The sequence below is a fragment of the Leptospira sanjuanensis genome (genome assembly GCF_022267325.1).
GTDB lineage: Bacteria > Spirochaetota > Leptospiria > Leptospirales > Leptospiraceae > Leptospira > Leptospira sanjuanensis.
Map to the genome: position 1 here is coordinate 3625618 of NZ_JAIZBG010000001.1, position 13467 is coordinate 3639084.

Below are 13467 nucleotides of genomic sequence, written 5' to 3' on the forward strand. Positions count from 1 at the left end.
CATGGACCTTTCCCTTCTCTTTAAAATCGCAAACAATGTCGCATTAGCGGGTTGGATTCTTTTGATCGCGATTCCGCAATGGAAATACACAAGGCTCGTTACCACGGGTCTTTTGGGAACGCTCCTTTTCGGAGGAGTATATACGGCTTTACTTATATTCAGTTTCGGTAAAACACAAGGAGGGTTCGACTCGTTGGAGGGAGTTTCTCTTCTTTTCCGGAATCAGGCCGTTTTAGCGGCAGGATGGATTCACTATCTTGCATTCGACCTTTTTGTGGGAAGCTGGGAAAGCGCAAACGCGGAGAAGCTGGGAATTTCGCGTTGGCTCGTGATCCCTTGTCAGATCGCGACATTCCTATTCGGTCCTTTAGGGTTACTCAGTTATCTGCTTTTGAGAGCGATCTTACGAAAACCGATCCTGATCGATCAACCGTTTTCATAAGCGTTCGAATTCAACCGGCAACACGAACCCGAACCGTTAAGGTGGCGGTCTCGAATGAGGCCGCGTCTTTAATAGAAAGTCGAGCGTAAAATTCGAAACGGACGTCGAGGAATTTCTAAATCGGTTCGTTTTGACAATCGGAATTCTTTAATTGTTCCGACAAACCATCGACAAAAATAAAACTTGCAATCCTATCAAAATCGTTCGGTCAAAACTTTCCGAAGAATGTTTCTCGTCTCCGGATGAGTCATCACCTGATAATGAGAAGTCTCCAAAAGACGATAAACCCTCGATTCAGGGTTCGATTTCTTCCGATACACTTTGTCGCTTAACAAAGTCAAACTCGGTTTTTCCACGATCCCGTCTCCGATCCAAGAAGACCATTTGGATTCCTCTTCGGTTACAAGACTATAGATCTGAGTCGCATTCACGTCGTCCAATTCCCCGAAATACGAATCGTTGACGTATCGTTTGATTTGATCGTTTTTGATCCAATCCTCTTCCCGTATAATTCCGTGTGAAAGATCCTTGATCGCGTCGCTTCTCTGATTTCCGATAAATCCGATGATGCTCACGGGTAAAATCGGCAACGATTCCGCGCCGAGACCGAGCCAAAAACCGATCTTTTCGATATACGATCCTCCGTCCGGGGAATTGATGATCAAAGCGTGACGAATCTTTTTAGGAAAGGAAGAATTCTCCCGTTCGGCTTGATACAGAGCGCTCCTTAAAATCAGACCGCCCTGACTGTAAGCAATGACGTCTAACGTATGATTTTTAAGTTCGGGAGAACCCAGAAGATTCTCCACAAGTTCCAGCATGTATTTTGCGTTTGTCGATAGATGGACGCCCGGATTAAAACGAAGATAGATCGGATAATAACCGCATTCCTTCATCGTATCTGAAACCGGAACTTCGCCCTTAGCGTTCCAAAGTCCTTCGTCGCAAAAAAGTCCCGGAATACAAAGGATCAACTTCGGAAGTTTGGAATTCTTCCAATCCCCCAACACTTCCGCGACTCCCGCGTCCTTTCCGGTCAAACGAAAGGACGCTTGAATGTGGGAAGTGGTAACAAGTCCTGCGAAAGATTCTCCCACGATGCTGGATACTGGAATGTTCTCAAAAAGAGTTCGCTTAACAACGACGTCGGCCGCATCAAGCGCGTCTAACGCTTGGTGCATCGCCTTGGCTGTGGAAGTCAAAGCCTGAGTCAGACCTTGGTCCGTTTTTTCGCCGGCGTTCTTCAGCGATTCTCCCGATTTGGAAAGGAATTCCGCGAAATTCGTGTTTTGAATCAGAGGAGCGTCCGAAAGTTTGGATAATTGTTTCGAAGACCAGTCGAAAGATTCGGTCAAAATAGAACGCACACCTTCCAAGGTTCCAACCGAAGTATCTTTCGCGAGTCGAACCAGCAATTTACTCAGATCCATACTCGGTTGAGTGGGTTTATAGGGCATTTTCGCTTCTCCTCTTATGTGCCGCGAAGTATAACCCGAAAACACGCTTTAGTCAACGGTTAAAATCCGATTCTCACTTTGTATTCAAGAACGAAGAGACTTGATCTTTCCATTCTCTCCGTTTCCATGACGACATGCGGCTCCTTCTCATTCAACCGCCCGTAGAAGATTTTTACGATACCGATATACGATTGCAACCGATCGGTCTTTGTTATTTGAAAGGAGCGATTCAAAAATTTTTACCGGACGTAGAAGTGATTCTCCGCGATTTTCACAAAAGTCTCGGCAACAAACTCGCGGGAAGAAGAACGGTTCCGATTCCACCCGAACTCAAATACTTAAAGGAATATTATCCGGTTCCTGATAAAAGTCCGTTCTCCACGTTTTTCGAATACTTTCATTTCGGAGCCTCGTACGAAGACATCGCGGAGGAAGTGAAATCGATACGACCCGATATAGTGGGAATCTCCTCGCTTTTTTCTCCGTATTATCGGGAAGCCTTAAAGACGGCGGATGCGGTAAAACAAGTTTTGGACGTTCCCATTTTGATGGGCGGCTCGCACGTTTCCGCTTGTCCCGAACTGATGCTTTCTCACAAGAACGTTGATTTCATCGTTCGAGGTGAAGGAGAAAAACCTCTCTGCGATTTTTTGAACGAATTTCGGACGAACAAACGTTATGCGCTCGTTGACTCTCTCGGTTGGAAAGAAAACGGAGAACTCCGACTGAATCCGATCGGAGAAAATTATCCGATCCGCGAGTTGCCACCACCGGATCTTTCCTCCTTAAAAAAAGAACACTATCTTTTCGAAGGAAAGCCGATGCGTTTTATCATCACTTCGAGAAGTTGTCCGCACAGATGCAGTTTTTGTTCGGTCCACACAACCTTCGGAACCAAGTATAGAAGAAACACCGTAGAGAACGTGTTAAACGAAATCAAGGATTCTTACGAACTGGGTTATCGTGTTTTCGATTTTGAAGACGACAATCTTACGTTCTTTCGGCCCGAGATGAAACAGCTCTGCGAAGAATTGATCGCGGCCTTTCCGCAAAAAGACGTTCAGTTCGTGGCGATGAACGGAATTTCCTACATCAGCTTGGACAGCGAACTGCTTCATTTGATGAAAGAAGCCGGATTTACGAATCTCAATCTTGCCTTGGTCAGTTCGGATAAACTCGTACGGGAAACCACCAAACGACCGCATACGATCGAAAAATATCTTCAAATCGTACGGGAAGGTTTCGACTTAGGATTTCAAATCACTTCGTATCAAATTCTCGGTCTTCCGATGGAAAGTCTGGATTCTATGATTCAGACGCTTCAATTCAACGCGGCTCAACCGGTCTTGATGGGAGCCTCGCTTTTTTATCTTACGCCGAATTCTCCGATCGCTTCCGGTTTCCCGGAAAGAAACGAATCCGATATTTTTCTTTCAAGGCTGACTTCGATGGCGATTCCTTCCGAACATTTTGAAAGGGAAGATCTCTATTCTCTTTTTATCGTAACGCGGATTTTAAACTTTCTCAAAAACGCTCCGATTCCCAACGGAGAATCCGCATCCTTGGAGAAAGCCTTAGGAATGTTGGAAAACACGGGAATCCGTTCTTTAACCGGAGTGCGATTGTTCCGCCGACTTATCGATGAACATGTGTTATACGCATCCGTAAATTCGGAATTCGTAGCTTTGGATCGGTTTCGGTACGGAATTTTTCAAAGGGTTTTTTCCGGTTTGGAAATCGTCGCGACTCTTTCCGGAGGAACGATCGACCTGCAGGAATGGAATGGAGCGCATTCAGAAAAAGCGGTAAAATCGGGTTTCGATTATTCGACTTCGGATTAAAAAAAGATTCCGATTCCTCGATTTTAGGTTAGAATTTCGAGTTAGGCGGAAACGCCGGGAATTCTCGAATGGAAACCCGTAACAAACCTTACGAACGTTTTTCCGAAAAGGAAAAAACGCGGAAGATCATCCAATGGATTCGGTTTCGGAACGATCGGATTCAAAAAAAACATCCTTTCTTATCGTTATATCAGGATCGGATCGGTTTGGGAATTACGCTTTTGTCCGCTGCCGGGATGATTCTCTTTGCAGTTCTTTATCTATCCGATCGAATTCCGTTTTGGATTTGTATCGTAAGCAATGCGATTCTTGCTTCTTTTTTACACGAGATCGAACACGACCTCATCCATAATCTATACTACAAAGGAAACGCAAAGATACAGAATTTTATGTTTTGGATCGTTTGGCTGTTTCGCGCGAACACGGTCAATCCCTGGTTTCGCAGAGAAATTCATCTTCTCCATCATAAACTTTCCGGCAATAAAGAGGACGTCGAAGAGAGAATGATCGGCAACGGAATGCCTTTCGGTTTGCGAAGAATTCTAACTATGATCGACGGAAATTTTGCGCTGATTCTCCAGGGAAGAAAAGTCGCCAAAGACGCATATTCGCAGCTCAGAAAAATCAAAACCCCCAGAATCGTCGGACCGTATCGGGAAATCTTTTTTCTGCTTTGGTATTCCTTTCTCTTGTTAAATACATTCCATTTTTTGAATCTATTTTTTCAAAACCCGTTCACGGAACCCGCGTTTATCGAATCGACAAGAATATTTTTGAATGCGGCGGCAGTCGTTTTTCTGATTCCGAATTGGATTCGGCAAACATCGATTCAGATCGTTTCCTCGAACATGCACTACTACGGAAATATTCCGAACGTATACAATCAAACCCAGGTGTTGAATTCCTGGATCGTTTTTCCGTTTCATCTTTTCTGTTTTAATTTCGGCGCGACCCACGGAATCCATCACTTCGTAGTCAATCAACCGTTTTATCTCAGACAATGGACCGCGTTTTACGTTCTTCCGGCGTTAAAAAGATACGGAATCGCGTTCAACGATTTTAAAAGTATGTTCCGAGCGAACGCGAAGATCGTTTACAATCTCCAGTGAGATTCTTCCACCTGTTCCACCCAAAAGTCCAACGTAGTTTTCAATCCCACAAGATCGAGAGGTTTAACCAAACAGTCGTTCATTCCTTTGGAAACGTATTTTTCCTTACTACTTTCGATCGCGTCGGCGGTAAGAGCGATGATGATCGGAAGATCCGCGTTCTCCTTTCGGGAACGAATCCATCTCGTCGCTTCGATGCCGTCGACTTCGGGCATGTGAATGTCCATTAGAATTATATCAAATACTTCCAACTGCATTCTTTCGATCACTTCCCTGCCGTTATGAACGACGGCCGGATCGTAACCTAATTTTTTGAGAGCCCTTTCGATCAAAAGACAATTGGTCTCGTTGTCTTCCGCGACGAGAATACGGATCTTTTTCGGGATCGTTTCCGCATAAACGTTTTCAAGATCGCGCGTAGTGTCCGGCCCGAGAATTTTTTCGATTTCGGATTCGGAAGGAATATCATATTCGATCGAAAAGAAAAATTTGGAGCCCTTTCCTTCCTTACTTTCCAAACCGAGAACCCCGCCTTGCAGCTCCACCAATTGTTTCGTGATACTCAGACCCAAACCGGAGCCGCCGAACTTTCTCACCGTGGAAGTGTCGCTTTGCGAGAACGCATCAAATACCTGTTTTTGTTTTTCCTGAGGAATTCCGATACCCGTATCCGAAACGACGAATTCGATCGCCACTTTCGAATCGGAAATTTTTTTCTGAGAAACTTTAAGAACAACCTCTCCGTGATTGGTAAACTTGATTCCGTTTCCGGTCAAGTTCCAAAGAATCTGACGCAGCCTCAATTGATCGCCCGAAACGTATTCCGGAATTTCAAATTTTCCTTCCAGATGAAAACCGATCTGTTTTCGTTTTGCAAGAGGATATAAAAGATCGTGGATTTCATCCAAGACCGAACGGATCGAAAAAACTTCCTTATCGAGCGAAATTTTTCCGGCCTCGATTCTTGAAAAATCGAGAATATCATTGATGATCTGAAGAAGCGATTTCGCCGAACCGGAAAGAATCTTCACGTATTCCTTCTGTTCTTCGTTGAGTCTCGTCGTTCCCAAAAGCTGAACCATTCCCAAAACCCCGTTCATAGGCGTTCTGATTTCGTGACTCATGTTCGCGAGAAAGCTGCTCTTAACTTTGGAAGCTTTTTCCGCGATCTCCTTCGCTTGAATCAATTCCCATTCCGTTTCTCTTCTTTGCTGGATTTCCTTTTTTAAAAGTACGATGTTCTTATGAATCTCGGATTGTAATCCGTCCTTGAGTCTGAATTCCAATTCCTTGATTCTCTGAACGAGCATGATCGAAAACAGAATCGACTGCGCGATAAACGCCAATTTAAGAATATGAAGCGAAAGATAATTCATCGAGATCACACCCGAGGCGCTGAGGTTCGTGACGATACCGGCCGTCGGAAAGATCATGTGGATCAAAAGAAGAATCTTCGCGGTTTTAAAACCGTCCTGAATCCTCACAACGCAGAAGTAAACGATGATGAGATTATTGATCAAAATCCAATAATACGAAAACTGATTGAGCTGATTCGTAAAAAGGATCGAAGCCGGAAACAGCAGAATATTACACGTTACGTAAATCCAAGTCGTGATTTCCGCCCGTTTGTCCTTTTTTTCCGGATATAAGAATTCAAGGGAGAATAAGAACAAAAACAAAGCCGACGCGTAAACCAGAATCAGGGTCATAGGAAGATAATACGTCCCGTATCCCGGTTTAAACAACGGCAAAGTCAATCCGTCCCAAGCGGTCAAATAAACCGTAAAGAAGGAAATCATAATAAAGTAATACAAATAGGATCTCGCCCGAAAAAAGAAATAGAGGGAAAGATTGTAAAGACTCATCGCGATTCCGAATCCGAGAGTCAAACCTACGATGATCGAACGGAATTGTTTCGTGAATCCGTATTTGTTTTCCGATTCCAACACGAAAGGAAAACGAAGAGGGGTTCCGCTTTTGATCCTGCAAACGATTTGGACTTCCTCTCCCGGACGAAGATAGAAATCCAGCGTGGGAAAATTCTCCTCATAGAAGCGCGTGGAACCGGCGCGGATGTCGTGGATTTTTCCTTCGTGAGCGTATCGATAGTGAATGTCCACTTCCTCCAAAAACGGATTGTAAACTTCGAACTTTCCGTAGTAGTCGCGCGCCGTATCGTTTTTAAGAGGAATATAAAACCAAGCCGTCGCTTTAGTAAAACCGAGAGAAAAGGATTCGGAAGGAATGTGCTGAAACGCAATGGAAGAATCACCGGAAAAAATTCTTTCCTTCCGATCCGTTCCGTCCACGTCGCTGAAATAATGAACAAAAGAACGGAACGATCCGCTTTTCTGAAGCTGTGAAATATTTCCTGAATCCGGAAGCGCGCCTTCGCCAAACACGGGAAATGCGAGACCAAAGGAAAAAAGAACCGTTATCAAGAATCGAATCATAAGGACGGATGACTCGTGGATTTGGTTATAGTTTGCGACATCCGTTTTTAGGGTAAAAATGTTTTTACCGGTCCCGCATATTTAGGACCGATAGAATGATAAGACGAGCTTTTTTCCGCGATTCCGGCAACTATTTCAGAATGATCTTATCGATCATTCCGTATTCCAAAGCCTCCTTCGATGAAAACCAGGAATCCCGATCCGTATCTTGGATGATACGATCCAACGGCTGTCCCGTGGCTTTTGCCATGATTTCGTTTAATAAGTCCTTTTCCCGTTTTACGGACTCGGCGAAAATTCGTATGTCTTCCGCGGGGCCTTTGAATTCTCCCATTACGTGCGGTTGATGGATCAAAATCTTACTGTGCGGATACGCCGAACGATTTCCGCGATCGCCCGATAAAAGCAAAACCGCGCCGAAAGACATCGCCATTCCCAAACAAGTCGTATAAACCGGAGGACTTACCGAATTCATCACGTCGAGAATCGCCAAACCCGCGTACGTCGACCCTCCGGGAGAATGGATGTAAAGAGAAATCGGTCTCGTGGGATCGACCGCTTCCAGATACAAAAAACGATCGATCAAGTAACGAGCGGAATTATCGTTCACTTCTCCCCAAAGAAAAACCTTTCTTTGTTCGAGATAAACGGATTCGATTTGCGAAGAAGGAGGAAGTAATGTCGTTTCCAAGATTTTCTCCTAAGCCGCCAAAAACATTCTGAAACAAGCCTCGGGTCTGTACGCTTCGCCGATGCCGTCTCTCAGGATATTTTTGAGTTTCAAATGACGTTTTTTGATAAACGAAAGGGTTTTCCCCTGAGACTTCGATATTTCGTCTAACGTAAAATTTCGATAATAATGAAGCTCGATCAGGGTTCGATCCTCGGGTTTCAATCGATCGATGTTTTTAAGGATCGTTTCCGAACGTTCCTTTTCGAAAAAGTCGGAATGGATTTTGCCCGCGGTCTGATCGATTTGTCTCGGATCTTCGAAAACAAGCCGTTGGTTTTCTTTTTTACGGAGAATCCGATCGCTGTGTTTGACGATCGCCCGTTTGAGCAGGCTCGGAAACGCTTCCGGCGTGCGGATCTTTCCGCAATTTACATATAAGTCCCAAAAGGTTTCCTGCACGACATCCTGGGAAAGATCCTCGTCTCGAAGAATCCGATTCGCATGTCGTAGCGCAAAACGCGAGAACCGTTTTTGCAGAAGGGTCCAAGCCTGTGCATCGCCGGATTTCGCGTGTTCCAAAAGTTGAATGTAGGATTTGTCTTTCATACGATTTAAAGTCCCTCGGATTTCCGTCGCAGTTCTTAAAAAACGATCTTCTCCGGGGTTTTTTGCGGAAAAAAGTTTTTTTTCCGCGATTCGGAACGCTTTTAACCTCCGTAACCCCGAAGAAAATCGCATCGTTTAGATTCTTCCCTTATCCTTGAGTCGCTTTTGCAGAGCTTTGGACATCTGTTTGTCCACCTGCTTCTTCTTTCTCGCTTCCTCGGGATCGGTCATCACTTTATAGGCTCGTAATTCTCTGTTCAATTTCAAATAAGAAGCGAACCGTTCTTCGCTGATTCTTCCGTCTTCCAAAGCGGCCGCGACTCCGCAACCCGGTTCGCCGTTATGAGAACAATCGTTAAAACGACATTCTTCCGAGGCGATCGCGATCTCCGGAAAAATAGATTCGAGTTCGTCCTCGTCGCCTCCCGCAAAAAGACCGACTTCCCGGATTCCGGGATTGTCCATCAGAACTCCGCCTTCCGAGAGAAGGAAAAGTTCCCGATGTGTGGTAGTATGCCTTCCGGTTCCGTCCGAAGCTTTTACTTCGTTCGTCTTCTGCACTTCTTCGCCTAACAAAGAATTGATGATTGTGGATTTTCCGGCGCCGGAAGAACCCAAAAACGCGATCGTATTTCCAGGTTTGATAAACGAAGCGATCTTGCCGATCTGCGAACCGTCCAAAGCGGAAATCATCTCGACCGGAATTTCTCCCGCGATCGATTTGATCTCTTCGAATCGTTCGTTAGGATTTTCACAAAGATCTTGCTTGTTTAAAACGATCGCGACTTCCGCGCGACTGGCCTTTGCCAAGAACAAATAACGTTCGATTCTTCGCGGGCTGTAATCGTTGTCCATGCCCATGATCACGAGAAGAAGATCGATATTCGATGCGATGGCCTGCGATTGATTTCGTTTTCCCGGATTGCTTCTCCGTAAAAACGTTTTTCGAGGGAGAATTTGCTCTACGATACAGAGATCTTCTCCGTCGATTTCGCGCACGAGCGTCCAGTCTCCGGCCACTAAAAATTCTCCGGAAACGGATAACGCGCCCGAGGGAATTCCCCTACGTTCACCCGAGTCCGTTAGAATTTTTGAATATTCTCCGTAGACGGATAGCACTCGGCCCGGTCTTAAATCGTCGAACAAAGGGACTTCCGAAAGAAAAAATTCCGGGTCCCATCCATAGGATGCAAGGATTGAGTTTGATTGTGACATGTGATTCCTTCTGATTTATTGGAGTAAAGATACATAACGCCCCTTCCCCTCGGAGGGATTCGGAACGTTCAGAATTTCAGAATGGAATCAAACAATCATATGCGACTTGAACACAGCGTGAGGGAGTTTCGATCTTTCGTCAATCAAAGAACGATCGGATTATTTCACAGAATTCAAATCCTTCCCCTTCGATTCTTCTTGCAATATTTTCCTTTTTTGGAAATATTTTGCCAATTTAACCCAGGCAAAAACATTGATTAAAAAAATTTCCCAACGCATAGAAAAAATCAAAAGTCAATATGAAACGGTCGTTATCGGTTCCGGCTACGGCGGTGGAATCGCCGCATCCCGCCTTTCGCGCGCGGGAATCGAAGTCTGTCTTTTAGAAAGAGGCAAGGAAATCCGGCCGGGAGAATTTCCGAATCGGGAAATCCCCGCCATCGCGGAAGTTCAAGCGAACTACGAAGACAAACATATCGGTTCCCAAAGCGGTCTTTACGATTTTCACATCAACAAGGACATCAATGTTTTGGTCGGCTGCGGTTTGGGTGGAACTTCGCTTATCAATGCGAACGTAAGTCTCAGAGCCGTACCCGAAGTTTTCCAAGATCCCGCTTGGCCGGCCTCCATTCGGGAGGAAGCGGGCAAACACGGAATGGATCCGTATTATTCCCGCGCGGAAGAGATGTTAAGACCGAATATTCTTCCCGCAAAATATCAAACATTAGCAAAACATAAAGCCCTCAAAAGTTCGGCGGATTATATCAAAAAGAAATTCTATCCGACTCCGATCAACGTCACGTTCGAATCCAAATTGAATCACGTCGGAGTGATGCAGGACGCCTGCACTAACTGCGGGGATTGCGTTACCGGCTGCAACGTTTCCTCCAAAAACACGACGCTGATGAATTATCTTCCCGACGCCGTCAACTTCGGAGCGCAGATTTTCACCGAAGTCAAAGTGAGTTATATCGAAAAGAAGGACGGCTATTGGCTGGTTCATTTTATTCCGCTGGGAATGGATCGCGAAAAATTCAGCAAAGACGAATTATTCATCCGTGCGAACAACGTGATTCTTGCGGCGGGTTCCTTAGGCTCGACCGAAATTCTTCTCCGTTCCAAAGAGAAGGGACTGAACCTTTCGGACGCGGTCGGAGTTCGTTTTAGCGGCAACGGGGACATGCTCGGCTTTTCTTACAACGGAAACACAAAGATCAACGGAATCGGCTTTGGAAGCAAAAAAACGAACGGAAACGCCGATGTCGGTCCTTGTATCACCGGCGTGATCGACACGCGCATCGGCGCTCCGTTGAACGAAGGAATGATCATCGAAGAGGGTTCGATTCCCGGTGCGATCCGCGCTCAATTACCCGCGGCCTTCGCACTCAGCTCCAAACTCACGGGAGTCAAGACGAAAAAAGGAATCATCCAGTGGATTGTTGAGAAAATTAGAATATTCTTAAGTATCATTTTGGGTCCGTATCGGGGCGCGGTCCGCAACACGCAAACCTATCTCGTTATGGCACACGACGGAAACGACGGAACCATGTTTTTGAAGGACGATCGTTTGAGAATTTCCTGGCCGAACGTGGGCAAGAAACCGATCTTCGAAAAGATCAGCACGATCCTGAAGGAATCCACCGTTCCTCTCCAGGGAACGTATATTAAAAATCCGGTATGGAACAAATTAACCGATCAGGATCTGATTTCCGTTCATCCTCTCGGCGGTTGTCCGATGGGAGAAGACGCTTCTTCTTCCGTGGTCAATGAAAACTGCCAAGTATATTCCGGCAAAAGCGGAAAAGCGACACACGAAGGTTTATACGTCATGGACGGTTCGGTGATCCCAAGATCCTTGGGAGTCAATCCGCTTCTGACGATCTGCGCGATCTCCGAAAGAGCGTGCGAAAAGTTAGTCGCAGGGAAAGGACTTCGGATCAATTACAGCCTTCCGTCCTATCCGAAACATTCGGACACCGCAGACGAGACTACGTTGGGAATCGAATTCACGGAATGTATGAGAGGATTCTTTTCCACTCAATCGAAAGAGGACACGGAACGCGGTTATCAGATCGGCAAGGACGAAGGTTCCTCCATCGAATTCTTATTAACGATCCGAAGCGAAAATCTCCAGGAAATGATCGATAATCCGGATCACAAGGCCACGTTATTCGGCACCGTACGCGCCCCCGTAATTTCAAAAGACATCATCACCGTTACCGGCGGTGAATTCCTTCTGTTCGTCTCGAGAGAGGATCGAATCGAAACGAGAAACATGGTCTATCGTATGATCCTCAACACGGAAGAAGGTAAGAAATATCTTTTCGTGGGAGCGAAGTGGATTCAGAACGACGGGCTCGCGAACATCTGGAGAGATACGAGCACGCTCTTTACGACGATCTATGACGGCGAAACGGAGAATTCTCCCGTATTCGGAAAAGGAATTCTTCACATTCTTCCCGAAGACTTTGCAAAACAAATGACCACGATGAAGGTCATCCATTCGAAATCGATTCTCGACGACGTAAAGGGAATGGCTAAGTTCGGTGCGTTCTTTGCGGGTGCATTGTACGACGTTTACGGCGGAGTTGCGAGTTCGATCGTTCCTTGGGACAAAGACGCAAGACACCGAACCAGACGACCCTTGCGTGTTTCCGCGCCGGAAGTTCATTTTTTCAAAGCTGCGGATGGAGCCGATCTCCGATTGTTACGCTACAAAGGCGGAAAAAAAGGTCCGGTTCTTTTATCGCCGGGTCTCGGCGTTTCCAGTTTGATCTTCAGCATCGACACGATCGACACCAATCTTTTGGAATATCTTTTTGAAAACCAATACGACGTTTGGCTCTTCGATTACAGAACGTCGATCGCTCTTCCTTCAGCGCCTCTTCCGAATACGGGAGACGTGATCGCGGTTCAGGATTATCCTGCGGCCGTGAATAAAGTCCGCGAACTTACCAAGGTCGACAAGATCCAGGTTGTCGCGCATTGTTTCGGCGCTACGACCTTTACGATGGCGCTTCTCGCAGGTCTGGAAGGAGTTCGCTCCGTCGTTCTTTCTCAAATTTCGGCTAACGTGGAAGTCCCCACCTCCATGGATATCAAAGTCGGTCTTCACACCGCGGAGATTTTGGACGCGCTCGGGGTCGAAGACATGACCGCTTATACGAGCGACAAGGACGGATGGTTGGATAAATTCTTCAATTCCGTTTTGGCTCTTCAACCGCAGTCGCTTTTTTCGCACGACGTGAATCCGGTCAGCAGAAGAATCACCTTTCTATACGGAAGTCTCTATAAATTAGAAAACTTGAATGAAGAAACCTATCACTACGGTTTGGGAGAAATGTTCGGCGTGTCCAACATCAAGGCGTTCGAACATCTTTCCAAAATGATCCGCGCACACAAGGTGGTAAACGCGGAAGGCAAAGACGTGTATGTTCCGAATCTGGACCGTCTGAATCTCCCGATCACGTTCATCCACGGAGCGGAAAATCAGTGTTATCTTCCGGAAAGCACCGAGATAACTTACAAATCGCTGATCGATCGTTTCAATCCGAACCAGTATAGACGTCACGTGATCCCGGACTACGGTCATATCGATTGTATGTTCGGTAAAAACGCGCATAAAGACGTGTATCCTCTGATTCTTCAGTCCTTAAACAGTTACTGAAGAA

General features: G+C 45.9%; 9 protein-coding genes. 4 read left to right on the top strand and 5 right to left on the bottom strand.

Going from position 1 to position 13467, the window contains the following annotated elements:
• Position 1: 1 nt before the first annotated feature.
• Positions 2-442 carry an ABA4-like family protein gene (locus LFX25_RS16485; protein WP_238731210.1) on the top strand — a complete coding sequence of 147 codons (441 nt, stop codon included), beginning with the start codon at positions 2-4 and terminating at the stop codon, positions 440-442.
• A 194-nt stretch (positions 443-636) separates the two neighbouring features.
• On the opposite strand, the gene LFX25_RS16490 is transcribed toward LFX25_RS16485, so the two are convergent.
• A complete protein-coding gene (locus tag LFX25_RS16490) occupies positions 637-1899 on the bottom strand; it encodes an esterase/lipase family protein (protein ID WP_238731211.1) in 1263 nt (420 codons plus the stop codon).
• Between the two features lie 134 nt (positions 1900-2033).
• Between LFX25_RS16490 and LFX25_RS16495 the strand changes: the two genes are divergently transcribed.
• Together LFX25_RS16495 and LFX25_RS16500 are read left to right on the top strand one after the other, a co-directional pair.
• On the top strand, positions 2034-3740 hold the full coding sequence (locus LFX25_RS16495) for a B12-binding domain-containing radical SAM protein (RefSeq protein ID WP_238731212.1): 1707 nt from the start codon (positions 2034-2036) through the stop codon (positions 3738-3740).
• Positions 3741-3808: 68 nt separating this feature from the next.
• Positions 3809-4849: a fatty acid desaturase gene (locus tag LFX25_RS16500; RefSeq protein ID WP_238731213.1), complete on the top strand. Its 1041-nt coding sequence runs from the start codon at positions 3809-3811 to the stop codon at positions 4847-4849.
• On the opposite strand, the gene LFX25_RS16505 is transcribed toward LFX25_RS16500, so the two are convergent.
• From LFX25_RS16505 to rsgA, 4 genes are all read right to left on the bottom strand, one after another.
• The gene (locus LFX25_RS16505) at positions 4834-7302 is read right to left on the bottom strand and encodes a hybrid sensor histidine kinase/response regulator (RefSeq protein ID WP_238731214.1); all 2469 of its coding nucleotides are present in this window, start codon (positions 7300-7302) and stop codon (positions 4834-4836) included. The genes LFX25_RS16500 and LFX25_RS16505 overlap by 16 nt on opposite strands.
• Positions 7303-7432: 130 nt before the next feature.
• Positions 7433-7993: a ClpP family protease gene (locus LFX25_RS16510; protein WP_135581285.1), complete on the bottom strand. Its 561-nt coding sequence runs from the start codon at positions 7991-7993 to the stop codon at positions 7433-7435.
• 9 nt (positions 7994-8002) lie between these two features.
• Positions 8003-8581, bottom strand: a complete 579-nt coding sequence (locus LFX25_RS16515) for an RNA polymerase sigma factor (protein WP_238731215.1) — start codon at positions 8579-8581, stop codon at positions 8003-8005.
• Between the two features lie 135 nt (positions 8582-8716).
• Positions 8717-9796 carry a ribosome small subunit-dependent GTPase A gene (rsgA, locus tag LFX25_RS16520; RefSeq protein WP_238731216.1) on the bottom strand — a complete coding sequence of 360 codons (1080 nt, stop codon included), beginning with the start codon at positions 9794-9796 and terminating at the stop codon, positions 8717-8719.
• A 253-nt stretch (positions 9797-10049) separates the two neighbouring features.
• Here rsgA and LFX25_RS16525 point away from each other — a divergent pair, with 253 nt between their 5' ends.
• A complete protein-coding gene (locus LFX25_RS16525; protein WP_238731217.1) occupies positions 10050-13463 on the top strand; it encodes an alpha/beta fold hydrolase in 3414 nt (1137 codons plus the stop codon).
• Positions 13464-13467 lie beyond the last annotated feature (4 nt).